At 67.7% G+C, this 23,990-nt stretch carries 18 protein-coding genes and 2 pseudogenes; 5 read left to right on the plus strand and 15 right to left on the minus strand.

The window, feature by feature from the left end; translation table 11 throughout:
• Nucleotides 1-237 precede the first annotated feature (237 nt).
• From RZV17_RS19180 to ecfK, 3 genes and pseudogenes are all read right to left on the minus strand, one after another.
• Nucleotides 238-411 (minus strand): hypothetical protein, encoded by a 174-nt coding sequence (locus RZV17_RS19180; RefSeq protein ID WP_355605756.1) that lies wholly within the window; start codon nucleotides 409-411, stop codon nucleotides 238-240.
• 163 nt (nucleotides 412-574) lie between these two features.
• A pseudogene (locus RZV17_RS19185) lies at nucleotides 575-2,659 on the minus strand (serine/threonine-protein kinase); the annotation flags it as partial.
• Nucleotides 2,638-3,177: an ECF-type sigma factor EcfK gene (ecfK, locus tag RZV17_RS19190; protein ID WP_039404884.1), complete on the minus strand. Its 540-nt coding sequence runs from the start codon at nucleotides 3,175-3,177 to the stop codon at nucleotides 2,638-2,640. The gene ecfK and the pseudogene RZV17_RS19185, both read right to left, overlap by 22 nt.
• Nucleotides 3,178-3,543: 366 nt before the next feature.
• Here ecfK and RZV17_RS19195 point away from each other — a divergent pair, with 366 nt between their 5' ends.
• The gene (locus RZV17_RS19195; RefSeq protein WP_355605759.1) at nucleotides 3,544-3,801 is read left to right on the plus strand and encodes a hypothetical protein; all 258 of its coding nucleotides are present in this window, start codon (nucleotides 3,544-3,546) and stop codon (nucleotides 3,799-3,801) included.
• A gap of 47 nt (nucleotides 3,802-3,848) precedes the next feature.
• A pseudogene (gene tagK, locus RZV17_RS19200) lies at nucleotides 3,849-4,507 on the plus strand (transcriptional regulator TagK).
• Nucleotides 4,508-4,700: 193 nt separating this feature from the next.
• On the opposite strand, the gene RZV17_RS19205 reads toward tagK, so the two are convergent.
• The 6 genes from RZV17_RS19205 to RZV17_RS19230 form a co-directional block, all read right to left on the minus strand.
• Nucleotides 4,701-5,147 (minus strand): universal stress protein, encoded by a 447-nt coding sequence (locus tag RZV17_RS19205; protein ID WP_039405036.1) that lies wholly within the window; start codon nucleotides 5,145-5,147, stop codon nucleotides 4,701-4,703.
• A gap of 308 nt (nucleotides 5,148-5,455) precedes the next feature.
• Nucleotides 5,456-6,037, minus strand: a complete 582-nt coding sequence (locus RZV17_RS19210) for a sugar O-acetyltransferase (RefSeq protein ID WP_039404889.1) — start codon at nucleotides 6,035-6,037, stop codon at nucleotides 5,456-5,458.
• A 527-nt stretch (nucleotides 6,038-6,564) separates the two neighbouring features.
• Nucleotides 6,565-8,751, minus strand: a complete 2,187-nt coding sequence (gene uvrD, locus RZV17_RS19215; protein WP_179456843.1) for a DNA helicase II — start codon at nucleotides 8,749-8,751, stop codon at nucleotides 6,565-6,567.
• Nucleotides 8,752-8,832: 81 nt separating this feature from the next.
• Complete coding sequence (locus RZV17_RS19220) at nucleotides 8,833-10,269, minus strand: FAD/NAD(P)-binding protein (protein ID WP_355605763.1); 1,437 nt, start codon at nucleotides 10,267-10,269, stop codon at nucleotides 8,833-8,835.
• A gap of 226 nt (nucleotides 10,270-10,495) precedes the next feature.
• The gene (gene cls / locus RZV17_RS19225) at nucleotides 10,496-11,914 is read right to left on the minus strand and encodes a cardiolipin synthase (protein WP_166752545.1); all 1,419 of its coding nucleotides are present in this window, start codon (nucleotides 11,912-11,914) and stop codon (nucleotides 10,496-10,498) included.
• Nucleotides 11,915-11,927: 13 nt separating this feature from the next.
• Nucleotides 11,928-13,238: a LysR family transcriptional regulator gene (locus RZV17_RS19230; RefSeq protein WP_355605766.1), complete on the minus strand. Its 1,311-nt coding sequence runs from the start codon at nucleotides 13,236-13,238 to the stop codon at nucleotides 11,928-11,930.
• 101 nt (nucleotides 13,239-13,339) lie between these two features.
• On the opposite strand from RZV17_RS19230, the gene RZV17_RS19235 reads away from it, so the two are divergent.
• The 3 genes from RZV17_RS19235 (at nucleotide 13,340) to RZV17_RS19245 (ending at nucleotide 16,158) form a co-directional block, all read left to right on the plus strand.
• Nucleotides 13,340-14,011, plus strand: a complete 672-nt coding sequence (locus RZV17_RS19235; RefSeq protein WP_355605770.1) for a 4-carboxy-4-hydroxy-2-oxoadipate aldolase/oxaloacetate decarboxylase — start codon at nucleotides 13,340-13,342, stop codon at nucleotides 14,009-14,011.
• Nucleotides 14,004-15,059 (plus strand): 4-oxalomesaconate tautomerase, encoded by a 1,056-nt coding sequence (locus RZV17_RS19240; protein WP_355605773.1) that lies wholly within the window; start codon nucleotides 14,004-14,006, stop codon nucleotides 15,057-15,059. The genes RZV17_RS19235 and RZV17_RS19240 overlap by 8 nt, the downstream gene beginning before the upstream one ends.
• Nucleotides 15,060-15,135: 76 nt before the next feature.
• Nucleotides 15,136-16,158 carry an amidohydrolase family protein gene (locus RZV17_RS19245; RefSeq protein WP_355605775.1) on the plus strand — a complete coding sequence of 341 codons (1,023 nt, stop codon included), beginning with the start codon at nucleotides 15,136-15,138 and terminating at the stop codon, nucleotides 16,156-16,158.
• Between the two features lie 328 nt (nucleotides 16,159-16,486).
• On the opposite strand, the gene rpmG is transcribed toward RZV17_RS19245, so the two are convergent.
• The 6 genes from rpmG to RZV17_RS19275 form a co-directional block, all read right to left on the minus strand.
• Complete coding sequence (rpmG, locus tag RZV17_RS19250; RefSeq protein ID WP_002809462.1) at nucleotides 16,487-16,654, minus strand: 50S ribosomal protein L33; 168 nt, start codon at nucleotides 16,652-16,654, stop codon at nucleotides 16,487-16,489.
• Nucleotides 16,655-16,667: 13 nt separating this feature from the next.
• Nucleotides 16,668-16,904: a 50S ribosomal protein L28 gene (rpmB, locus tag RZV17_RS19255; protein ID WP_002809459.1), complete on the minus strand. Its 237-nt coding sequence runs from the start codon at nucleotides 16,902-16,904 to the stop codon at nucleotides 16,668-16,670.
• 479 nt (nucleotides 16,905-17,383) lie between these two features.
• Entirely contained in the window at nucleotides 17,384-20,599 is a 3,216-nt protein-coding gene (locus RZV17_RS19260) for a CusA/CzcA family heavy metal efflux RND transporter (RefSeq protein WP_355605779.1), read from the minus strand.
• A gap of 176 nt (nucleotides 20,600-20,775) precedes the next feature.
• Nucleotides 20,776-22,047 carry an efflux RND transporter periplasmic adaptor subunit gene (locus tag RZV17_RS19265; protein ID WP_355605782.1) on the minus strand — a complete coding sequence of 424 codons (1,272 nt, stop codon included), beginning with the start codon at nucleotides 22,045-22,047 and terminating at the stop codon, nucleotides 20,776-20,778.
• Nucleotides 22,048-22,238: 191 nt separating this feature from the next.
• Nucleotides 22,239-23,510: a TolC family protein gene (locus RZV17_RS19270; protein WP_355605785.1), complete on the minus strand. Its 1,272-nt coding sequence runs from the start codon at nucleotides 23,508-23,510 to the stop codon at nucleotides 22,239-22,241.
• 54 nt (nucleotides 23,511-23,564) lie between these two features.
• Nucleotides 23,565-23,948 (minus strand): hypothetical protein, encoded by a 384-nt coding sequence (locus RZV17_RS19275; protein ID WP_039404961.1) that lies wholly within the window; start codon nucleotides 23,946-23,948, stop codon nucleotides 23,565-23,567.
• Nucleotides 23,949-23,990: the final 42 nt, after the last annotated feature.

Raw genomic sequence — 23,990 nt, forward strand, 5'->3', positions numbered from 1 at the left:
GCGGACGCAGCCTGCACGCTTGCCACTCGTCGCACCTGTCGGCTACAAAGGCCAGGTGCGCTGATGCGGCCGCCTCAGGGAGGCTGCGCTCCGCCGGTCAGTCCAGGCGCTGGCAGCAATGGAGAGGCTGACCCATGCTCGCCACCACTGTTCAGGTGGCGGCATGAGGTCAGGCGACGCTATTTCCTGCCGATCAACACCCAGTCGATGTTCGCCAAGTCATGGCCTGTCGACCAGTCATGATCTCGTCGTTGCCATCCCATCGAGATCGATGATGCGCAACTGATGCGACGCGTCCAATCCGACGTTGGCAGGCTTGGCCCACGTCCAGTTATTGTCGAACTGGCCGCTACGGTTCGCGTCGATGGCATGTTGCAAGGTGTCCGGAGGCAGGCGGGTGGCAGTGTGCATCGGGGCTCTCCAAGGGGCGGCAAGATGACGACGGAGCTACTGCAGTGCGGGTGCGGTTCGACGATGCGCGGCATGACCGGTCAGTGCGTGCTGCGCGTCAGCGTTGCGCCTGTTGCAGGCGCAGTGCACCCGCAGCATCGTGACCATGGCTGTGTCCTTCACGCGCGCCGGCCAGGTTGCCTTCCACCGTCAGCGTGTCGATGGCGTTGTCGCCATAGCGTTTGCGGCTGACCTGCAGCAGCGGCGCCAGCTCGGCCTCTGTACCGGCGTAGTCGCGCTGCATCAGCAGATACATCGACAGACTGTTGCGCATCGACAGCGTGAATGGATGCGCGGGCCCGTCGAGCGCGATGCGCTCGCGCAGCAGGGCGCGCTGCAGGGTGATCGCCGGCGCCAGTTGCCCGACCTCGGCCAGCATGGCGGCGTAGACATTGCCCGCGTTGATGCGCTGCCCCGGGCGCGTGGCAGGGTTGGCCAGCGCCGCTACATAGGCATGCCGGCTTTCGGTCATGGCCTCGGCAATGCGGCCCTGGTCGCGCAGCGTCCAGGCCAGCCATCCGCGCATGTCGTTGGCCATGGTCTGCTGCTGCGCGTCGCCACGCTGCGCCTGCGCAATGCCCTGGCGCAGCAGCTGCGCGGCGTCCTCGCGCCGACCGGCACCGCGTAGCGCCTGGCCCAGCATGGAGGCCGCCTGCAATGCCGGCATGCTGCCCTCCCCGGTGCTCTGCTGCGCCAGCGTCTGCGCAGTGCGCAGGTGCTCCACCGCCTGCGGGTACTTGGCCAGTGCAATCAAGGTGCGGCCCAAGGTCAGCTCCACATCGGTGCGCGCATCCGGCTGGCTGGCCAGCTCGCGCGCGGCGCGCTGCGAGGCCTGCTCCAGCACGCGCAGCATCAGCGTCTTGTCCAGATCCTGCGCCACGCCGGGGTCCACGCTGGACAACACCGAACTCATGAAATCGCCGGTGACGCGCGCGCGTTGCGCATCGCGCGCGGCCTGCTGCAACGACCATAGCGTGGCGCCGAGGCCGGCGAGCGAGGCGACCGCCACCAGGCCGCCGGCCAGCACGCCGCTGCGATGGCGCTGAATGAACTTGCGCAGCCGCACCCAGCGGCCGGCCTGCAAGGCGCGCGGCGGGTAGCCGTCGAGCCAGCGGTGCAGATCGTCCAGCAGCGCCGATACCGAGGCGTAGCGCGCCACCGGTTGCGGCGCCAGGGCACGCAGCACGATCGCATCCAGGCCATCGCGCAGCTGCTGCTGTAGCTGCGCGTGGGTGGTCGCGCGTGCTGCGCAGATGCGTGCACGCGCATCGGCCGGCACGGCCGCCACCCGTTGCGAGGGTGGCTGCGGCACGCCGTCGCTGTCGGCTACCGGCGCCAGCCCGCAGCTCAGCTCGTAGAACATCGCGCCCAGCGCGTAGATATCGCTGCGCGCATCCACGTCCTGCACACCACGCGCCTGCTCCGGGCTCATGTAGCCGGGCGTGCCGCGGCCATGCGCGGACGTAATGCCGGGGTTGGTCGCATCGATGGCGATGCCGAAGTCGATCACGCCCGGCATCGGCCGGCCGTCGATCTCGCTCACCAGCACGTTGCCGGGCTTGAGGTCGCGATGGATCACCCCCTTCTGGTGCGCGTGCTGCACGGCCTCGCTCACCCGCAGCATCAGCAGCACGCGTGCGTGCAGCGATAGCCGATGTTCGTCGCACCACCAGGTGATGGGCTCGCCACGCAGGTACTCCATCACCAGATACGGACGGCCCTGCGCATCGGTACCCACATCGTGGATCTGTGCGATGGCCGGGTGCACCATCTGCGCCAGCAAGCGGCATTCGAATTCGAACAGGGCCCGGCCCTGCGCATCCAGCGCGTCGGCGGCCACCAGCTTGATCGCCACCTCGCGCTCGTAGGCACCGTCAGCGCGGTGGCCCAGGTACACCTGGCCCATGCCGCCTGCACCGAGCAGGCGGTCGATCGCCCACGCGCCGAAACGCGTGCCCGCCGGTAGTTCCGGCAATGGTGCGTGCAAGGCCGCAGCCGCCTGCTTGAGCGGTGCGCGCACACGCAAGGTGGCCTGCGATTCCACCGCCAGCATCGCCAGCAACTCGTCGCGCAACACGGGCGCGTCGCCTGCCTGCGCGCGCGCGAAGGCGTCACGCTCTGCGGCCGGCAACAGGCAGGCCTGATGAAACAAGGCCTCCAGCCGTTGCCAGGTGGTGGCCGCCACGCTCACAGCTGCGCCGCCAGCCACACCCGCGCAAAGCGCAGATCGCGCTCCAGCGTGGGCACCGACACCTCTAGCTGATCGGCCGCTTCGGCCACGCTGAACCCCACCAGCTCGGTCAACGCGAACGCGCGGGCCTTGCGCTCGTCCACCTGCGCCAGCTTGTCGAAGGCGTCGGCCACCAGCATCAGCGCTTCCGGCCGCGCCGCGCCATCGGACAGGCTGATGGTCAGCGTCACGGCCTGCCCCAGCCTCTTGGCGCTGGCCTGCTGGCGTGCCAGATCCACCAGCAGGTGCCGCATCTGCAAGGCCGCCACTGCATAGAAGTGCGTGCGCGAACGGAACGCCTGCTGGCCTTGTTCCAGCCGCAGCCAGGCCTCATGCACCAGCTCGGTGGCCTGCAACCCGGCACGCGCCTTGCGCCGCAGCTCGCGCAAGGCGGTCGCCCGCAACACCTCATAGACCTGCCGCGCCAAGGCGTCGCCCGCTCCGGGCTCGTCGTGCTGCCAGGCCTGCAACAACTCGGTGATCGGCAGCTCGGGCATCGAAGTCCATCTCGCCTGCGTGGACGCGCAGTATCCCGCATTGGCGAGCGGCCGGGCGCTTCAAGCCCGAACGGTTTGGTTCGCTTGCGCCGTTCCTGGCACATAGACGTTGGGACGCCCAATCAGGCGGTCAGCAAAGTGCCGGCTTCCAGGTCGGTCCTGACAAATGACGGTCACGCAGGCTCCGGCGTTCAATCGCCAGCCGCCCCCGTGCTTGATCTTGGCAGTTGCAGGATTTGCCAGATTTCGGGTTGTGGCACCTGCCCTTGCACAGATTCCCAGCATCACCAGTTGGCTGGGAATCGCCCTGCCCTCCAGCGGTTTGTTGCGCTTGACCTGGTCTGGAGTGGCGACGTCGATCCTGTGATGTCCGATCGCTTTTGCCACAAGCGGGTGGGCCGTGGTGAGTTCGGCATCATCTGGCGGACGGCGTCTGCTGCAGGACTCGTCCGTTGCTTCGGTGAATCAGCGACCTCGCACAGGAACGTGCTGGCTGTTACCAGCGCCGATCTCGATGAAGTGCACACCTTGCATCAGCGGCTGGCCAACACGCAGGCCGGCTTCAGTGGGCTCGCCAGCGTCGCGATGCATCGAGGCGAGAGCCGCCCGATTCGGGGTCGATAGCACCGATGCGTGACGCAACGCCGGATTCACGAACGGCGCGTGATGGGTTGGCGATGCTTTTCTCGGTTGATCCAGGGACAGGCCCCGGGGAGTGGGCCGCAGGCAGCACCGCATGAGCATCAGTTACTACAGCGCCATCGTTCCGCAAGCGCCCGCAGCCACGAAGGCGCACGCGCCACTGATGATCGATCTGTTGGCCTACATCGAGCAGCACATTGGCGAGGCGGAGCTTGGTACCGGGGCATTGCAACAGGCGTTCGCGCTGTCGCGTGCAGCGTTGTACCGGTTGTTCCAATCACGCGGCGGGGTGGCCAGCTATATCCGCGAGCAACGCCTGCGTACCGCGTATCGCTATCTTCAGGCGTACCCGGAGTGCAGCCTGACCTGGCTGCTGTACGAGATGGGCTTTGCCTCGGAGCGACAGTTCCAGCGCGCGTTCCAGCAACGCTTCGGCATGCCGCCGATGCAGTGGCGCCGCCTGTGCCGCGCCACGCCGCATGCACCGGCACCGCGCCGCGGCCACTGCATGCCGATGTGGCGCTTCATGCGTGAACTGAGCCAGCACCTACAACCGCCGCCCATCAGCGCATTACGCAGCCGCATGCCAGGTGCGCATGGCGCACCGCTGATGCACGCCGAGGCACTGCGCCGCCTGACGCGGCCGGCAACCGGCGCCACAGTGCAGCGCGAGCCATGGGACGCGTGAGCTGCCGCCCGCAGGAATGGGCTTGCGCGCGAGGGGTTTGCTGGGAAGGCCCTCGCGCCCGGGTGCGCTCCTACGGTGGAACGAGAAACTTGTGTGTGGCAGCTCGGGACATGGCGTTGCACCAAGGATGCAAACGACGTATTGCTGGCACAGCCGCTGGGCGCGTTGCGTGCAGCAGTGCAGCGTCGGTGCCTCAGCGAATCACCAATACCGGAATCGTGCTGTGCGTGAGCACTTCCACGGTCTGGCTGCCGAGCAGCATGCGGCGCATGCCGCGGCGTCCGTGCGACGTCATGATGATCAGGTCGCTTTTGCATTCCTCGGCGGTCTGCACGATGCCTTCGGCGGCGAAGCGATCCAGCACATGTCGCGAGGTCGCCTTGATGTTGGCAGCCGCTGCCAGTTCCAGTGCCGGGCGCAGGATCTTCTCGGCCGCCGCTTCGCGTTCGGTGCGGTACTCCGGGCTTGCTTCGTAACCCACGCTCCAGCCCATCGCATCGTACATGCCCATCGCCCACGGCTCGGACACGGTGACGATGTCGACCTTGGCGCCGGTGGCCTTGGCCAGTTCCAACCCTTGAAACAAGCCACGGTGGGACAGCTCGGATGCATCGATGGCGATGAGAATACGTTTGTACATGGTGACCTCCTGCAAGGGTGGCAGTGCTGCCGATGGGCGTGAACGCACGGTGGCATGTGCGGGTGGAACGGGCCTTGATGCGGATCAGTGCGGCGATGCTGCTGGCTGTGTTGGGGCGCGTTGATGCTGCCGAGAGTGATGTTTCGATTGCGTTGCCGTGCGGGCGGTGGCTGAATGCTTGCGAGCTTGCAGTTGCCATGCCGCTGTTGCCGCCAGCGCTCTGCCTCCGCTGTTCCTGTCTCCGTGGTGCAGGCCGCGCAGCGCCTGTGTGATCGACGACGAAGACCACGACTCGGCACGCGCTGCGCTCAATCGGTGGCAACCGCATCCGGGTCCGGGCGCACCTCGCGCAGGCGTGCCGGATTGCCGACCGCGGTCGCCCCTGCCGGCACGTCGCGCGTGACCACCGCACCGGCGCCGATCAACGCATCGTCGCCAATGGTCACGCCGGGCAGGATGATCGCCCCGCCGCCGATCCACACATTGCGCCCGATGCGGATCGGCCGCCCGAACTCCAGGCCGCTGGCACGCCCGGCGGCATCGCGCGGGTGATCGGCAGCGTAGATCTGCACGCCGGGGCCGATCTGCGTGCCGTCGCCGATGTGCACCTCGCAGATATCCAGGATCACGCAGTTGAAGTTGAGGAACACCCCGGCGCCCAGGCGGATGTTGTAGCCGTAATCGCAATGAAACGGTGCACGAATCACGGCGCCGTCGCCTACGTCGGCAAGGCGCTCGCGCAACAGTGCGTGGCGCTGTGCTGCCGTCTGCACTGCAGCCGCGTTATAGCGCAGCATCCACGCGGCCGCGGCCGCTTGATCGGCCTGCAGCTGCGCATCGGTGGCGCTGTACAGTTCGCCTGCCAGCATCTTCTGTTTTTCGGTCCGCATGGTTTGGCGTCCCACGGTAGTGATGTCGGCCTGCAGGGTGGCACGGACGCCGCGGCAAATGCATCGAGCGATGCACCAATGGTTGCCAGCTCCACCAACGGCGACTGTCCGGGTTTTGCTGTCGCGTCGTAACGACATCATCGATGCGCAGGGACGTGCCGAGCGTTCTTTCTTCGCCATTACGGGCGACGGATGCGGGAAGCCCTGGCCCGGCTGATCGGCTGCCCCAATCCGCCCTTCGGGCACCTTCCCCCGCCTGCGGGGGAAGGGAGCCATGCGGGGTGTTGCCAGCATTGATGTCTCGGCGTGCACGGGAACCCGCACGCGCGTGCAGGCCCTCCCTCTCCCGCCTGCGGGAGAGGGGATGAGATGGGGGCATGACGAAGGTGACAGATGGCAGCGGCCGGCTGGCAGCGCACCAACAACGGCGCCGTTACCCGCTGCCGGTGCGAGGACCGCTACGGCGTGTTCCAGCGCAACCGGCGACCATCCTCAAGGACGGCGCAGCGCCGATGGACGTCACCCGATTACACCACCGTCAAATTGGCGTACGCCATTACCAGCCACTTGGCGCCGACTTCGTCGAACTGCACCTGCACGCGGGCGTGCGCGCCGGCCCCTTCGTAATCGATGACCACACCGCCGCCGAACTTGGGGTGCTCGACGTTGGCGCCGAGCTTGATCGGCGCCGTCTCCACGATGCCGTGCACCGGGCCGCCCCGCGCCGCGCCCAGCGAGGCGGTGCGCGAGACCTGCACCTTCGGGCGCACTTCGTTCAACAGATCGCGTGGAATCTCGCGCAGGAAGCGCGAAGGCACGTTGTAGTTGTCCTGGCCGTGGATGCGGCGCGATTCGGCGTAGCACAGCACCAGCTTCTGCCGCGCGCGGGTGATGCCCACGTAGGCCAGGCGGCGCTCTTCTTCCAGCCGGCCGGTCTCTTCGAGCGAGCGTGCGCTTGGAAACAGGCCATCTTCCAGCCCGACCAGGAAGACGATCGGAAATTCCAGGCCCTTGGCCGAATGCAGCGTCATCAGCTGCACGCCTTCTTCGCCGGCCTGCGCCTGGCCTTCGCCGGCCTCCAGCGAGGCATAGGCCAGGAACGCGACCAGCTCGGTCATGCCCTGGCTGTCTTCGTCGTCGGGGCGGGTGAAGCGCGAAGCCACCGAGACCAGTTCGTCCAGGTTCTCGGTGCGCGACTCCGAATCCAGCCCGCCGCGACTTTCCTTGGCCCAGTGCTCGCGCAGGCCCGAACGCATCAGCACGTGGTCGATGCGTTCGGCCAGCTCCATTTCACCGGTTTCGGCATGCAGCTGGCCGACCAGGCTCAGGAACGTGGCCAAGGCATTGCGCGCACGCGCGGCCAGGCTGTTTTCCTGCGTGGCCAGCATTGCCGCTTCCCACAACGACAAAGCGTTAGCGCGCGCCAGACGGCGCACTTCATCCAGCGTGCGGTCGCCAATGCCGCGCGTGGGCGTGTTGACTGCGCGTTCGAACGCGGCGTCGTCGCTGCGATTGGTGAGCAAACGCAGGTAAGCCAGCGCGTCCTTGATTTCCGCACGCTCGAAGAAGCGCATGCCGCCATACACGCGGTAGGGCAGCTGTTCGGAAATCAGCGCCTCTTCCAGCGCGCGCGATTGCGCGTTGCTGCGGTAGAGCACCGCCACTTCGCCGTAGCTGCCGCCATCGCGCACCCACTGCCGGGCGCGCTCGACCACATAGCGCGCTTCGTCCACTTCGTTGTAGGCCGCATACAGATCGATCGGGTCGCCATCGCCCGAGTCGGTCCACAGCTGCTTGCCGATACGGTCGGGGTTGTGCGCGATCACTGCATTGGCCGCGCCCAGGATATTGGCGCTGGAGCGGTAGTTCTGCTCCAGGCGCACGGTCTGCGCGCCGGGGAAATCCTTCAGGAACCGCTGCACGTTTTCGACCTTGGCACCGCGCCAGCCATAGATGGCCTGGTCGTCGTCGCCGACCACGAACACGTTGCCGGACTCGCCGGCCAGCACCCGCACGAAGGCGTACTGGATGGCGTTGGTGTCCTGGAATTCGTCGACCAGGATCTCGCGAAAGCGCGCGCGGTAATGCGCCAGCAGGGCCGGCGTATCGCGCAGCAACTCATGCGCGCGCAGCAGCAACTCGGCAAAATCCAGCAGGCCGGAGCGGTCGCAACGTTCCTGGTAGGCCGCGTATACCTGCCGGCGCACCTCGGTCCAATCGTCGTTGGGCTCGGGCTGGATATGCTGCGGACGGCGTCCCTCGTCCTTCTGCTCGTTGATCCACCAGCTCAGTTGCTTGGGCGGATATTTGCCTTCGTCCAGTTCCAGCGACTGCACCACGCGCTTGACCAGCCGCAGCTGGTCGTCGCTGTCCATGACCTGGAACCCTTCCGGCAGGCGCGCGTCCTGCCAGTGCAGGCGCAGCAGGCGATGCGCCAGCCCGTGGAAGGTGCCGATCCACATCCCGCGGCTGCCGTTGCGCAGCTGCAGGTCGGTGCGGTGGCGCATTTCGCCGGCGGCCTTGTTGGTGAAGGTCACCGCGAAGATGCCGTGATTCGGCACGCCCTGGACTTCGTTGAGCCAGGCGATGCGATGGATCAGCACGCGCGTCTTGCCGGAGCCGGCGCCGGCCAGCACGAGGTAATGCCCCGGCGGCGCGGAAACGGCCTCGCGCTGGGCGGGGTTTAAATGATCGAGCAAATGAGAGACATCCACCGCGGTATTTTACCGGTTGTGGCGTCGCTGCGGCTGAGATTGCGATGAAGGGGTTGGGATTGCGAGGCTTCGCACTTACCCTCATCCGCCCCTGCAGGGCACCTTCTCCCGAGGGGAGAAGGGAACAACGCCCAGCATTACCAACACATCCCGCGCAATCGCCGCTGCCTGCTCGCGCAACTCCGGCACCGCCAGGCTCTCCCACAGCGAGCCGATGCGCAGGCTGCCGATCACCCGCAGCCGTGGGTTGGCCTGCCTGTCGGCGTCGATCAGGCTGCCATCGGCGGCGGTATCCACGCCGATCCCGTGCGGGCCGGCCACGGCAATGCCCTGCCCCAGCAATTGCTGCAGCAAGGGGTTGCGCATGGCCTGCACGCGCATTTCCACACCGGTGGCATTGACCAGCGCCTGCACATCCAGCTGCAATGCGTGCCCGGCACTGGCGGCGCCGGCACTCACGCGCACGCAGGCACCCACTTCGAAGGCCACATCCAGCCGCGCGCGATGCACCTGCAATTGCCCGCGCGCGCGCATGGCCTGCAGCTGCGCATGCACCGGCGCGGCGATGCGGTGACGATGCACGTCCCAGTAGCGCACCACATGGCGCAGGAAACGGCGTTGATCGGCCACCGACAGCGTCTGCCACAAGGCCTGGCTCAACGGACGAATCCGCTCCATCACGCTCTGCCACGGCCGCCCCTGCGCCAGTGCGTCGCGCGCATGCTGCCGCAGCCGGCGCAGCCGCGCGCGCAGCGGCAGTGCCAGCAGCGGCTGCGGGTCGAAGTCGGCCGCCGCGCCATGCGCCTGCGGCAGCGGCAACAGGCCATGCCGCGACACCACGTGCACTGCGCCGCGATGCGCCTGTGCGGCCAGCGTCACTACCGTGTCGGCCATGCTCAGCCCGGAGCCGACGATGCACACGGCCGCATCCTGCGGCAGCGCGGCCACCGCACCGGTGTCCCAGGCTTCCACCCGCTGCGCCGCCGACAGGCCGGTAGCGCCACGCAGCGGCAAGGGACGCAGCGCATTGCCCACTGCCAGCACCACCGCAGCGGCCAGTACCGTGTGCCCGTCGTCCAGCTGCAACAGCGCACCGGTGGCGCTGGGTTGCAGGGTCTGCACGCGTGCGGCGTGCACGCGCAGGGTGGCAGGGCTGGCGGCACGCGCTGCCTGCAGGCGGTCGCGCAGATACGGTGCGTAATGCCTGCGCCCGATAAATTGCTGCGGCAGCTGCGCAGCGTCCAGCGCCGCGCAACATCCCTGCGCGCGCAGGTAGTCGACGAAATCCTGCGGCACGTCGGCGAGCGCACTCATGCGGCCGGCCGGCACGTTCAACAGGTGTTCGGGGCGCGTGGTGGAATACGCCACGCCTTCGCCCAGCACCGCATGCGGCTCGATCAACACGATCTGCATCGGTGTGGTCGCCTGCTGCAGCAGCTGCACTGCCACCAGCACACCGGATGCGCCACCACCGACGATGGCGATCACCGCATCGCCGGGATTGTGCAGTTCAGTCATCCGGCAATTGTAGGCGATGCCTGCGTCGCGCCGATGACCGCTGCGCGACCCGGCCAGACCTACGCCCGGCCACAGCAGCCACGCCTGCTGCCTGACACATCCGCCGGGCACGCGCGTGGCCACGCTCCAGACCCGGTACGCGCCGCTACTGCCCGCAGATGCAGGAAGACCACGATCCGCCGCCGATCGGCCCTGTCGCGCACAACCCGCAGCGCCCGCGCCCGCCTCACATCAACGCATCGGCCAGCCGCGCAATGCCTTCGCGGCTGCGTCGCCAGGCCGGGCGACGGCGCCACTGCTCCAGCTCCAGCTGGCGCGCGTGGGCCAGATAGTCCTGTTCGATCTCGCGCAGCCGCTGCACCACGGTGCGGTCGTAGCAGAGCATGCCGATCTCGGCGTTGAGCGCAAACGAGCGGATGTCCAGGTTGATCGAACCGACCAGCGCAATGTCGTCGTCCATGCTCAGGTGCTTGGCATGCAGAAAGTGCGGGCGATACAGCGCAATCTTCACCCCGCAACGCAGCAGCTCGTCGAAGTAGGCTTCCTGCGCCCAGGCCGCCAGACGCTGGTTGTTGCTCTGCGACAGGATCAGTTGCACGTCCACGCCCGATACCGCGGCGATGCGCAAGGCGCTCAGCAAGGCTTCGTCCGGCACGAAATACGGCGTCACCAGCACGACCTTGCGCCGTGCCAGGTGGATCACCGCGTTGATGGCATCGCGCGCGTTCTCGAACGGATACGCCGGCCCGCTGGGCAGCAGCTGGGTGGCGATGTTGGCCTGGCACACCGGCGCATCCGGCCACACGTCCAGGCGCTGCCCGGTTTCGGTGAACCAGTCGCTGGCGAACACCGCTTCCAGATGGTTGACCACCGGCCCGCGCACGCGCGCCACCAGTTCGCGATTGGGCACGCCGTGGACGAAGCCGGCATCGGCCAGATTCTGCGAGCCCACAAAACCCACCTGATTGTCGATCACCGCGATCTTGCGGTGGTTGCGCAGATCCATGCGCCCGCTGCGGCGCCAGCGCAGCCCACCGGGCAGCACCGCCAGCACTTCGATGCCGCCAGCCAGCAGACGCTTGCGATAGCGGCGCAGGCCGCGCTTGGCGCCCACCGCATCGAGCAGCACGCGACAGCGCACGCCACGCGCACTGGCGCGCTCCAGCGCGGCTACCACCGCCTCGCCCACGGCATCGTCGAACATGAGGTAATACAGCAGATGCACGCGCTGTTCTGCTGCATCGATCGCGTCGATCAGCGCCTGCAGCGACTGCGCGTAGTCGTCCAGCAACTCCACCGCGTTGCCCAGGGTCGGCATGAAATCGCCCTGGCGTTCGATCAGCGGCACCACCTCGGCACTGCTGGTGTCCGCCTGCGGTGTCCAGCGCAATGCGTGCAATGGCAGTTGCTGTTCGCGGATCACCTGCGAGGCGGTGGCCTGCCGTTCCACGCGCAGGCGCGACAGCCACGGGTGGCCGAACAGCAGGTACAGCGGCAGGCCGACCACCGGCACGAAGCCGATCAACAGCAACCAGCTGCGCGCCGCGCCCGGCGTGGTGCGGGCAGGAATCCACAGCAGGGCGGCCAGCCGGATCACCCAGTCCAGCGCCAGCAGCCAGGTCCCTTGCAACCAGTCGGGCAGCATCAGCGCTCCGTTCTCATGAGGAAGCCGATTCTGACCGGGCCGGACGTGAACGCAACGGCGTGCTGCTACCGGCCTGTCCGCAATGGCGAAAGGGCCCCGCTTCCGAGCCTGCCGGCCGCACACGCTCGGCGCAGACCTGCCGCAGCGTCTGCACGAAGGCGGTCTGCGCGCGGGTGGGGTGCCAGTCGCTGCGCGTGGTGATGCCGATCTGCCGGCGCAGCTGCGGCCCGGCGCGGCCGATCTCGGCCAGCAAGCCGGCGCGGCGTTCGAACAGGAACTGGTCGCGCGACATCAGGGTCAGCCAGTCGTCTTCCAGCAACAGCCCGCGCACGGTCAGCTCCGCGCCGCACTCGATACGCAGCGCCGGCGGCTCCAGCTGGCGGTCGCGGAACATCCGCTCCCAGCGTTCGCGCACCGGCGTGCCGGCGGCGGCGATCACCCAGGGGTAGCCGAGCAGCTGCGCAAACGCATACGACTGCCCGGCCAGCGGGTGCCCGCTGCGCGCCACGATCACCGGCTCGTCGTCGAACAGCGGCTCCTGCAGCACGTCACGGACCGGTAGCCGCTCGCGCAGCGCGCCGATCAGCAGATCCAGCCCGCCATCGCGCAGATGTGCCAGCAATTCTGCATACGGCCCTTCGACCACGCTGATGCGCGCGGCCGGGTGCGCGCGCGCAAACCGCGCCAGCGCCTGCGGCAACAGGATCGCCCGTGCCAGCGGCATCACCCCCACCACCACCCGGCCGGCATGCTGCGAGCGCAGCGCCGCCACCTCGTCGAGCGCGGCGCGTACCTCGGCCAGCGCCAGCCGCACCTGCCGCAGCAGCCGCTCGGCCACCGGCGTGGGCTGCATCGCCTTGCCGCGGCGCATGGTCAGCGGCACCTCGATCACATCGGCCAGCGACTGCACCGCCCGATACACCGCCGGTTGCGACACCCCCACCTGCACGGCCGCCAGCGAGTAGCTGCCCGCCACATCCACCGCGACCAACGCCTGCAACTGCCCCAGCGACACGCGCCGCTCCAGCCCCGGGCGGGCGGGCAAGCGCAGCGCACGCCGCGCCACCCGGATGCCGCGGCCAAGATGCGCCAGCGCACGCTCGACCCGCGGCACCACCAGCTGGGTGGCCTCGGTGGCCACCATCCCGCCAGGCTGGCGGTCGAACAACCGCACCCCCAGCTGCTGCTCCAGCCGTGCCACCGCCTGGGTCAGGGCGGGCTGCGACAGGTTCACCTGCGGGGCGGCCGCGCTGATGCTGCCCAGCCGATGCACCACGACCAGGGCGTGGAGATGGCGAAGGTTCGGCTCGGGCAGCGGCGGCATGCTCTAACTATAAGCAAAACCAATACGCATACCTCAAATGAATCTTGAGCTGTCTCGCTCTCGCCACTCAGACTCGGCACAGCACTAACGAGGATGGATGGATGAGCCAGGTCGTCACCCAGATCGCGCGCACCCCGATCGCCGTCGTGGACGGGCTGGCGCAGGCCGGCGTGGCCACCGTGCATGAGGCGCAAGGCCGCACCGGCCTGCTGCATCACCGGCTGCGCCCGATCTACGGCGGCTGCCGCATCGCCGGTACCGCGGTCACCGTGTCGGTGCCGCCCGGCGACAACTGGATGATGCATGTGGCCATCGAACAGCTGCAGTCAGGCGATGTGCTGGTGGTGGCGCCCACCAGCGACTGCTGCGACGGCTATTTCGGCGATCTGCTGGCGACCTCGGCCCAGGCGCGTGGCTGCCGCGGGCTGATCATCGATGCCGGCGTGCGTGACGTGCGCGACCTCACCGCCATGCAGTTCCCGGCCTGGAGCCGCGCCATCTGCGCGCAGGGCACCATCAAGGAGACGCTGGGATCGGTCAACGTACCCCTGGTGTGCGCCGGGGCCCTGGTGCAGCCGGGCGATGTGGTGGTGGCCGACGATGACGGCGTGTGCGCGGTGCCGCGCGAACGCGCCGCCGAGGTGCTGGCCGAAGCGCAGGCCCGCGAAGCGCGCGAACTGCTCAAGCGCGAGCGCCTGGCGCGCGGCGAGCTGGGGCTGGACATCTACGCCATGCGCGAGCGCCTGGCGGCCAAGGGGCTGCGCTATGTCTGAGCGGGTGCGCGCGATGTGGATGCGCGGCGGCACCTCCAAGGGTGGCTTCTTTCTCGCCGATGACCTGCCTGCCGACAGCGCCGCGCGCGATGCCTTCCTGCTGCGCGCCTACGGCTCGCCGGACCTGCGCCAGATCGACGGCATGGGCGGCGCCGACCCGCTGACGTCCAAGGTCGCCGTGGTGTCGCGTTCGGCCCGCGCCGATGCCGACGTGGACTATCTGTTCCTGCAGGTGGCCGTGGACCAGGCACAGATCAGCGACGCACAGAACTGCGGCAACATGCTGGCCGGTGTCGCGCCATTCGCGCTGGAACGCGGCCTGCTGCCGGCGCGCGATGGCGAAACCGAGGTGCGCATCTTCATGCGCAACACCGGCACCCTGGCCACGGCCACCGTACAGACGCCCGGCGGCCGGGTCAGCTATGCGGGCGATGCGCGCATCGATGGCGTTCCCGGCACCGCCGCGCCGATTGCACTGGCGTTTGCCGACATCGCCGGCTCCTCCTGCGGCGCCCTGCTGCCCAGCGGGCGAGCGCTGGACACGATCGACGGCGTGGAGGTCACCCTGATCGACAATGGCATGCCCTGCGTGGTGTTGCGCGCCAGCGATGTGGGCATCAGCGGCTATGAAGACCGCGCCACCCTGGATGCCGACGCGGCGCTCAAGCCGCGGTTGGAATCCATTCGTCTGCAGGCTGGCCCGCTGATGCGGCTGGGCGATGTCGGCGCTGCAACGGTGCCGAAGATGATGCTGGTGGCCGCGCCGCGCGACGGCGGCGCGATCTGCGTGCGCTCGTTCATTCCGCACCGCTGCCACGCCTCGATCGGCGTGCTCGGCGCGGTCAGCGTCGCCACCGCCTGCCTGCTGCCGGACACGCCTGCGCATGCGCTGGCGCAGCTGCCCGGCGGCGACAGCCAGCAGGTGGGGGTGGAGCATCCCAGTGGCATGAGCAACTGCCTCATCGAGTGCGACGCACAGGGCGCGGTGGTGCGCGCGGCGGTGATCAGGACTGCGCGCAAACTGTTCGATGGTGAATTGTTTGCGTGAACCTCACCGACCTGCCCTGCGCGCCGGCAGTTGACTGCGTGCCACTACCTCTCTCCGCATCGCGACGAGCATTGCCATGATCATCGACTGCCACGGCCACTACACCACCGCGCCCGCGGCGCACGATGCGTTTCGCAAGGCGCAGATTGCGCACTACACCGACGCCAGCGCGCCCGCGCCGGTGTACCCGGCCATCTCCGATGACGCGCTGCGCGAGAGCGTCGAGCAACATCAGTTGCGCCTGCTCCGCGAACGCGGCGCAGACATGACGATCTTTTCGCCACGTGCCAGCACCATGGCGCATCACGTCGGCGACGAGGCGGTGAGCCAGGTGTGGACACGCCACTGCAACGACCTCATCGCCCGCGTGGTGCAGCTGTATCCCCACACCTTCATCGGCGTGTGCCAGTTGCCGCAGTCGCCGGGAGTGTCGATCGCCCACTCGATCGCCGAGCTGGAACGCTGTGTCACCGAGCTCGGGTTTGTCGGCTGCAATCTCAATCCCGATCCTTCCGGCGGCCACTGGACCGGACCGCCCCTGACCGACCGCGCCTGGTATCCATTCTTCGAGAAAATGGTCGAGCTCGACGTACCGGCAATGGTGCACGTGTCGGGCAGCTGCAACGCCAATTTCCACGCCACCGGCGCGCACTATCTCAACGCCGACACCACCGCCTTCATGCAGTTTCTGCAAGGCGACCTGTTCACCGACTTCCCGGATCTGCGCTTCATCATCCCGCATGGCGGTGGCGCGGTGCCGTATCACTGGGGACGCTTCCGCGGACTGGCCGACATGCTCGGCAAGCCACCGCTGTCCACGCATGTGATGCGCAATGTGTTCTTCGACACGTGTGTTTATCACCAGCCCGGCATCGACCTGCTGTTCGAGGTCATCGACATCGACAACATCCTGTTCGGCTCGGAAATGGTCGGCGCGGTGCGCGGCATCGACCCGCAGACCGGCCACTATTTCGACGACACCAAACGCTACATCGATGCATTGGCAATTTCCGCAGCCGACAAGCACAAGGTGTTCGAAGGCAATGCGCGGCGGGTGTACCCACGGCTGGATGCGCAATTGCGTGCGCGTGGGTTTTGACTGCGGCGTTGCACGGCGCGCGTGCCGTATTGCTCCCTTCTCGCATCGGGACATTGTCCTTCTTTATGGGGGAGAAGGTGGCCCGCAGGGCCGGATGAGGGTACGTGCGAAGCCTCTGGTACTCCAACCACTGCGAGTGGCTTCGCCCCGTACCATCACCCCTACCCCTCTCCCGTAGGAGAGGGGATACAGTCCGCCGAGGTGGAGTGGCCCAGGACGTATGCGGATTTAAACCATTGTTGCGATCATCCCCCCGCAACACTCCCCAAACGCAAACACCCGCCTTTCGGCGGGTGTTTGCTTGGATGCAGATCGTGTAATCGGTGGATTACTTGATCTTGCCTTCCTTGTACATGACGTGCTTACGCACGACGGGGTCGTACTTCATCATTTCCATCTTCCCCGGAGTGTTCTTCTTGTTCTTGTCCGTGGTGTAGAAGTGGCCGGTAGCGGCCGAGGAAATCATACGGATCTTGTCACGCTTGCCTTTTGCCATGACTGCTTACTCCTCAGACCTTTTCGCCGCGCGCACGCAGCTCTTTCAGAACGGCATCAATCCCGTTCTTGTCGATGGTGCGCAATGCATGCGCGGAAACACGGAGCTTCACCCAGCGGTTTTCGCTGGCGACCCAGAAACGGCGCTCGTGCAGGTTGGGCAGGAAGCGACGACGGGTTCTGTTGTTTGCGTGGGAGACGTTGTTACCCGTCTGCACACGCTTGCCGGACACTTGGCATACGCGGGACATTACGCACCTCGATAAAGTTTGGTGTCTTCCTTAGCCAGGAAAACGGCGGCCCCGACAGCCGCTTGGCTGCCACGCAACGTTGGGAATCAATCACTTAACGCTGGGAAGAGGCCGGCACCACATCGCGCTGGGTGCCGCCGTCCGGAACGATCCGGGCACAGCGAGCCGCGCATTATGCACGGCAATCCCTTGTGCTGCAAGCACTTAGGCCCGGCGCCGGTGGCGTGCGGCGGCACCTTGCGCACGCGGCCTGCGATGCGGCCTGCCTGCCGCATCGCTTGTCGTTGTCGTCGCCAGCCCTCTCCTGCAGACGCAACGAGCAATGTACCGGCTGCTTGCGCGCGTCCGGGCCGCAGCAGAAAACGCCGTGGCACTCCCGGGACAGGCCCCGAACCAGCATTGGCACGCGCCCGGCCGCGCTCATCGCCGCCCGGTCACACCCTGCGCCGCCGAGGTGCCCCGGCGCGAGCAGGGCACGCTCACGCCCCGCCCCGCTGCGGAACAGCGACATCCGCTTGCACCGCACGCCCGGCCTTGTCCTGATGCAGCCAGCGATACAGCACCGGCAACACCAGCAACGTCAGCAGGGTGGACGAGACGATGCCGCCGATCACCACCGTGGCCAGCGGGCGCTGCACTTCGGCACCGGCGCCCACGTTGAAGGCCATCGGCACGAAGCCCAGCGCGGCCACCAGGGCGGTCATCAACACCGGGCGCAAACGCGACAGCGCGCCTTCGCGCAGGGCCTGCTCCAGCGACATGCCTTCGGCACGCAGGCTGCGCACGAAGGCGATCATCACCAGGCCATTGAGGACCGCCACGCCCGACAATGCGATAAAGCCGACACCGGCGGAAATCGACAGCGCCAACCCCCGCAGCGCCAATGCCACCACGCCGCCGGTCAGCGCCAGCGGCACGCCGCTGAACACCACCAGCGCATCCCGCAGCGAGCCGAACGACCAGTACAGCAGCGCGAAGATCAGCAGCAAGGTGCCCGGCACCACCCAGGCCAGGCGCTGGCCGGCGGAGATCAGCTGCTCGAAGGTGCCGCCGTAGCCGATCCAGTAGCCGGTGGGCAGCTTGACCTGCGCCCGCACGCGCTGCTGCACCTCGGCGACAAAACCGCCCAGGTCGCGATCGCGCACGTTGGCGGTGATCACGATGCGGCGTTTACCGTCTTCGCGATTGATCTGGTTGGGGCCGAGGACGGTCTCGATCCTGGCCACCTCGCGCAGCGGCACCGTGGTCGGTTCGCCACTGCGCCAGCCGGCGGCGCGGCTGGATTCGTCGGCATCGGCGCGCTCGCCATCGCCGCGCAACGGAATCGGCAGGTCCGCCAACGCGGTGGGGTCCTGCCGCAGGCCTTCGGGCAGGCGCACCACGATGTCGAAGCGGCGGTCGCCCTCGAACAACTGCCCGGCCGCCTGGCCGCCCACGGCTGCCGCGACGGTGTCCTGCACCACGCCGGGATTGAGCCCGTAGCCGGCCAGCGCGGCGCGGTCGGGCACCACCGCCAGCATCGGCAATCCGGTGGCCTGCTCCAGGCTCACATCGGCCGCGCCCGGCACCGCGCTGGCCACTTCCTGCACGTGTTGCCCGAGCCTGACCAATGTCTCCAGATCGTCGCCATAGACCTTGATCGCCACATCCGCACGCACGCCGGAAATGAGCTCGTTCATGCGCATCTGGATCGGCTGGGTGAACTCGTAGTTGTTGCCGGGCAATTGCTTGACCGCCTGCTCGATCTCGGCCAGCAACTGCGCCTTGGGCTTGCGCGGGTCCGGCCATCGATCGCGCGGATGCATGATCAAGAACGTATCGGCGACCGACGGCGGCATCGGGTCGGTCGCCACTTCGGCGGTACCGAGCTTGCCGAACACGTGCGCCACTTCCGGAAACTGCTTGATGCGTTTTTCCAGGGTGGATTGCATGGTGATGGCCTGTTCCAGGCTGGTGCCGGGAATACGCAAGGCATGCAGCGCGACATCGCCTTCATCCAGGTTCGGAATGAATTCGCTGCCCAGGCGCGTGGCCAGCACCGCGCACGCCGCTACCGTTGCCAGCGCCGCGATGCCCACCCAGCGCCCGTGCCGCAGCGTGCGATCCAGCAATGGCGCATACACGCCGCGCGCCCAGCGCATTGCGCGGTTTTCATGCTCTGCCACCTTGCCGCCCAGCAGCAACGCAATCGCTGCCGGCACGAAGGTCAACGACAGCAGCATCGCGCCGGTCAGTGCCAGCACCACGGTGATCGCCATCGGGTGGAACATCTTGCCTTCGATGCCGGTGAGCGCGAATACCGGCAGATACACCGCGGTGATGATGCCCAGTCCGAACAGGCTGGGGCGGATCACCTCGGCGGTGGCCTCGGCGGTGAGCTCGAAACGCTCGTCGCGCTCGAGCACACGCCCCAGGCGCAATTGCGCGTCGCCGAAACGGCGCAGGCAGTTCTCCACGATGATCACCGCGCCATCGACGATCAAACCGAAATCCAGCGCGCCCAGGCTCATCAGGTTGCCGGACACGCCACCGCGCACCATGCCAGTGAGCGTGAACAGCATCGCCAACGGAATCACTGCGGCCGTGATCAGGGCTGCGCGGACATTGCCCAGCAACAGGAACAACACCACGATCACCAGCAACGCGCCTTCGATCAGGTTCTTGGCGACGGTGACGATGGTGCGGTCCACCAGTGCGGTGCGGTCGTACACCGGCACCGCCTGCACGCCGGCCGGCAGGCTGGCGTTGGCCACGTCCAGGCGCTGTGCGGCGGCTTGCGCCACGCTGCGGCTGTTGGCGCCGACCAGCATGAACACCGTGCCGAGCACCACTTCGTTGCCGTCCTGGGTAGCGGCGCCGGTGCGTAGCTCGCGTCCTTCGCCCACCTGCGCCACATCGCGCACGCGGATCGGCACGCCTTCGCGTCGGTCCAGCACGATCGCGCCGATCTGCGCGATGCCGTCCACCTGCCCCGGCACGCGCACCAGAAACTGCTGACCGTTCCGTTCGATATAGCCGGCACCGAGATTGCGGTTGTTGGCCTTGACCGCCTGTGCGACGTCATCCAGGGTAAAACCCAACGCCACCAGGCGCGCCGGATCCGGCGTGATATGGATCTGCCGCGCGTAGCCGCCGATGGTGTTGACCTCGGTCACGCCCGGCACATTGCGCAGCTGCGGGCGCACCACCCAATCCTGCAAGGTGCGTAGATCGGTCGCGGTCCACGCACTGCCATCGGGCTTGCGCGCATTCGGCTTGGCTTCGACCGTATACATGAAAATTTCGCCCAGCCCGGTGGCGATCGGCCCCAGTTGCGGCTCCAGCTCGGCCGGCAGTTGCGACTTGACCTGCTGCAAGCGCTCGGCCACCTGCTGCCGCGCGAAATACAAGTCGGTGCCATCGGCAAACACTGCCGTCACCTGCGACAAGCCATAGCGCGACAACGAGCGGGTGGATTCCAGCCCCGGCAGTCCCGCCAGTACCGTCTCCAGCGGAAACGTCACCCGCTGTTCGGATTCCAGCGGCGAGTAGCCCGGCGCGGCGGTGTTGACCTGCACCTGCACATTGGTGATGTCGGGTGTCGCATCGATCGGCAAGCGCGAAAAACTCCACGCGCCGATCGCAATCAACACGCCCGTCAAGGCCAGCATCAACCAGCGCTGCGCGATCGCGAACCGGATGATGTTAGTGAGCATGACGCGCACCTCCGCACACACTCGGCGCAACTGCGTGGACAGCCACACCGATCAGTGCGTGCGTGCCTGCGCCGCAACCACGTCGATGACCGAAAAAACGTGTCACTGAAGCACGGAAGCGGTGTTCGCACGCACCTGCCTGCGGCCGAGGAAGCAGCAAACCGGAAATGCAGCGTTCAGTGATCATGCGAGGCCCCCGACTTTTCGATGTCGGCCTTCACCAGATAGCTCTGCTCCACCACCACCATGTCGCCTGGCGCCACGCCGGACACCACTTCCACCTGCTGCGCATCGCGCGCGCCCAGCTTCACCGGCCGCGCTTCGTACACATCGCCCACCCGCACAAACACCACATCCCAATCGCGGAACCGCTGCAAGGCCCCCGTCGGCACCACCATCGCCGCCGGTTGCTGCGCCACCGTGACTCGCGCCTTCACCGCAGATCCCGGCCGCCACAAACCATCGCTGTTGCGCAGCACCGCGCGCGCCACCGTGCTCTGGCTGGCCGTGGCGGTGCCTGGCAACACGCGCTCCAGGGTGGTCTGCGCCACCACGCCATCGCTGATGCGCGTCACCGTCACCGGCGCACCGGCGGTGATGTGGCCAGCATCGGCGCCGAAGATGTGCAGATCCACCCACAAGGTGGACAGGTCGGCGATTTCGAACAGCGTCTGGCCTTCGCCCGCGTTGCTGCCCAGGCTGGCATTGCGGGCGAGCACGGTGCCGCCGATCGGTGCGCTCACCGAATAGGTGGTCAGGCTCAGATTGCTCTCCACCGTAGCCAGCACCTGGCCTGCGCGTACCTGATCGCCGACATTGGCGCGCAGGCTGCGCACCGGGCCGGGGAAACGCGCGGTGGCCTGCGCCTGCGCGCCTTCTGCGGGCGTCAACAGACCTTGCACTTCATGCTGGTCGGCGATGCTGCCAGCACCCACCGGCGCAATGCGAATGCCGGCATCCTGGGCAATTTTCGCAGCGATGGTGGTGCGGCCTTCGTAGCTGGCATAGCGCCAGCGATGCGTCTTGCCCTGCACGGTGGCGCGCACCTCCACATCGAACGAATGCGGTTCGCCCACGGTGCTGTCGGCCAGCAGGCTGCCGTCGTCGCGTGGCCCCAACCGATGCACTTCATCGACGCCGCCAAGCCGCTTCAAATGCACTTCCACGTTGCCCGCAGTGGCCGGCAACGGTTTGCCATCGCGGTACAGCCAGGCCTGGTAGGTGGGCGGTGTACCGTCTTCGGCGATCGCCAACTCCACGCTGTCGCCGTCCTGGCTGAGCAGGCGCCCGCCGTGTGCGCCTTTTTGTGCGTCTTCGCCATGTGCGTCAGCATCGGCATCAGCTTCGGCAGCATGCCCTGCGTGGTCGTCGTGAGACTCTTCGCTACTGCGGCCGCAGCCGCTCAGCAGCAGCGCCAACAGCAGCTGCGCCATCAAAAAACGTGTCATCGAAATGGGTCCTGGCTGGCGCCGATGCAGTGCGTCGGGCGAACGAATGAAGCCGGCTTGCGCTGGACGCGCGCCGGGCATGGGCAGTGCTTCGCGGCCGCTGGATGATGCAGTTGCGACTGCAGTTGCAGTTGCAGCAGATGCAACCGTGCGTACGCAGTCCACGCGAAAAAATGAGAAGGCGTCAGCGCTCATGGCCCCACCTGCGCGGCACTGTCGAGCACGAACGGCTGCCCGGTCAGGCGCTGGATCTCGATCAACGCGGTCTGCGCGTCCAGTGCGGCGGCCAGTTGCTGCTGACGTGCATCGCTGCGTTGCGCCTGCAGCTGCGCCCAATCCAGATAACTGGTGGCGCCGGCACGGTACGCGCGCTCGGCGGCGGCATCGGCGCGCGCAAGTGCGGGCAGCACATCGCTACGCATGCGCGCCACTTCCAGCTGCGCGGCGCGGTAGCGGCCATGCGCGTCGGCCAGCGTGGCGTACAGCAGCAATGCCTGCGAGTGGCGTTCGATGTCCAGCAACGACAGCTCCGCTTCGGCGGCGCGGATGTCCGGTTGCGCGCGCGCGGCGCTGCCCAGCGCCAGCGAGACGCTGCCCAGCAGCGCGGTGGCGTCGTTGGCTTCGAGCCGGCGCACGCCCACCTGCCAGTCCAGGTCCGGGCGCGCCTGGCTGCGTGCCAGCCGCACCCGCGCCTCGCGCACGCGCTGCTCGCCGTTCAAGCGCGCCAGTTCAGGCGTGGCATCGAGCAGCTGCACCAGCACCTCGAACTCGGGAATCGCCGGCAGCTGCAATGGGTCGCCAGTGACATCGCCGAAGTCCGGCGCACGCTGCCCCCACAGCACCGCCAACTGGCGGCGTGCGGCCGCCTCTTCCAGTTGCGCGCGGTCGCGATCGAGCTCCGCACGTGCCTGCAAGGCCTGCGCGGTCAACACCACCGACTCCGGCGAGGCGCCGGCCTGCAGCCGCTGACGCGCGGCGGCCACGGTGCGCTGGCGTTGCGCCAGGGTCTCCAGCGCGACGGTGCGGCGCTGGCGGGCGGCGGTGATGGCCAGGTAACGCCGCGCCACCTCGGCCAGCACGTCCAGCCCCGCGATCGCCCGTTGCGGTGCCAGCGTATCGATACGGGCCTGGGCCAGCGTGCGCCGCGCATCCAGTTTGCCGCCGCGTTCCAGCACGCCGGCCAGGGTGACGGTGAGTTCGGCCTGGTCCAGCGCGCGGGTCGGGCCGCTGCCGAACACATTTTCCAGTTCGGCGCCGATGCGCAACGGCGGACGCAGCGCGTCGCGTTCTGCTTCGGCGGTGAGGACGGCACGCTGGCCATCGGCCAGGCGCAGGTCGGGGTGCTGCAGGGCGACGCGCGCGATGGCGTCGTCCAGGGTCAGTACGGGTTTGGGCGATACGTCCTGCGCCATGGCGCACGGCACGACCGCGAAGACGGCAATCGCCGTCAGTCGCAACCACATGAGGGTGTCTCCGGAATCGGGATCGATGGACAGGCCGGCACTGCCGGCGAGGCATCAGGCCGCGATCGGGGGACGCAATCCGGTCTCGCTCAGGTGCGAGCGGTAGTGCGCAAACACGGCCACGGGCCGGGCGTGCGCGTGCGTGGACAACGGCAGCCAGGCCAGCGCCGGCAAGACGGCCGGATTCTGGCCGTGGCAGTAGCCGCTATGCATCAGGGCGTGCATCAGGCCGGCCCCATCGCGCTCGCCGGCATCGCCTTCGTCGGCGCCATCATGGCCATGCGGCGCGGTGTCTTCCAGATGCATCTGGTCGTGCGCCAACGCATGCACATCGCCCAATGCGCAGGCCACAGGCGCCACCAGCACGCCCAGCGCCAGCACTGCCAGCGCCATCAGGCGCAGCAAGGGGTGCAACAGGCGGGCGCGACGCAGCAGCATGGCTGCAGCGTATAGAGCCCAGGGTGGTTACACAATTGCATG

It is taken from the genome of Xanthomonas cannabis (assembly GCF_040616535.1).
In the GTDB taxonomy this organism is placed as follows: Bacteria; Pseudomonadota; Gammaproteobacteria; order Xanthomonadales; family Xanthomonadaceae; genus Xanthomonas; species Xanthomonas cannabis.

Bases quoted from the DNA above. Each gene is read 5' to 3' on its own strand.
- RZV17_RS19235 (WP_355605770.1), top strand. From the start codon at position 13,340: ATGAGCCAGGTCGTCACCCAGATCGCGCGCACCCCGATCGCCGTCGTG.
- RZV17_RS19245 (WP_355605775.1), top strand. From the start codon at position 15,136: ATGATCATCGACTGCCACGGCCACTACACCACCGCGCCCGCGGCGCAC.
- rpmG (WP_002809462.1), bottom strand. From the start codon at position 16,654: ATGGCAAAAGGCAAGCGTGACAAGATCCGTATGATTTCCTCGGCCGCT.
- RZV17_RS19230 (WP_355605766.1), bottom strand. From the start codon at position 13,238: ATGCCGCCGCTGCCCGAGCCGAACCTTCGCCATCTCCACGCCCTGGTC.
- RZV17_RS19195 (WP_355605759.1), top strand. From the start codon at position 3,544: ATGTCCGATCGCTTTTGCCACAAGCGGGTGGGCCGTGGTGAGTTCGGC.
- RZV17_RS19180 (WP_355605756.1), bottom strand. From the start codon at position 411: ATGCACACTGCCACCCGCCTGCCTCCGGACACCTTGCAACATGCCATC.
- RZV17_RS19240 (WP_355605773.1), top strand. From the start codon at position 14,004: ATGTCTGAGCGGGTGCGCGCGATGTGGATGCGCGGCGGCACCTCCAAG.
- RZV17_RS19210 (WP_039404889.1), bottom strand. From the start codon at position 6,037: ATGCGGACCGAAAAACAGAAGATGCTGGCAGGCGAACTGTACAGCGCC.
- RZV17_RS19270 (WP_355605785.1), bottom strand. From the start codon at position 23,510: ATGTGGTTGCGACTGACGGCGATTGCCGTCTTCGCGGTCGTGCCGTGC.
- RZV17_RS19205 (WP_039405036.1), bottom strand. From the start codon at position 5,147: ATGTACAAACGTATTCTCATCGCCATCGATGCATCCGAGCTGTCCCAC.
- RZV17_RS19260 (WP_355605779.1), bottom strand. From the start codon at position 20,599: ATGCTCACTAACATCATCCGGTTCGCGATCGCGCAGCGCTGGTTGATG.
- RZV17_RS19275 (WP_039404961.1), bottom strand. From the start codon at position 23,948: ATGCTGCTGCGTCGCGCCCGCCTGTTGCACCCCTTGCTGCGCCTGATG.
- RZV17_RS19220 (WP_355605763.1), bottom strand. From the start codon at position 10,269: ATGACTGAACTGCACAATCCCGGCGATGCGGTGATCGCCATCGTCGGT.
- cls (WP_166752545.1), bottom strand. From the start codon at position 11,914: ATGCTGCCCGACTGGTTGCAAGGGACCTGGCTGCTGGCGCTGGACTGG.
- rpmB (WP_002809459.1), bottom strand. From the start codon at position 16,904: ATGTCCCGCGTATGCCAAGTGTCCGGCAAGCGTGTGCAGACGGGTAAC.
- ecfK (WP_039404884.1), bottom strand. From the start codon at position 3,177: ATGCCCGAGCTGCCGATCACCGAGTTGTTGCAGGCCTGGCAGCACGAC.
- RZV17_RS19265 (WP_355605782.1), bottom strand. From the start codon at position 22,047: ATGACACGTTTTTTGATGGCGCAGCTGCTGTTGGCGCTGCTGCTGAGC.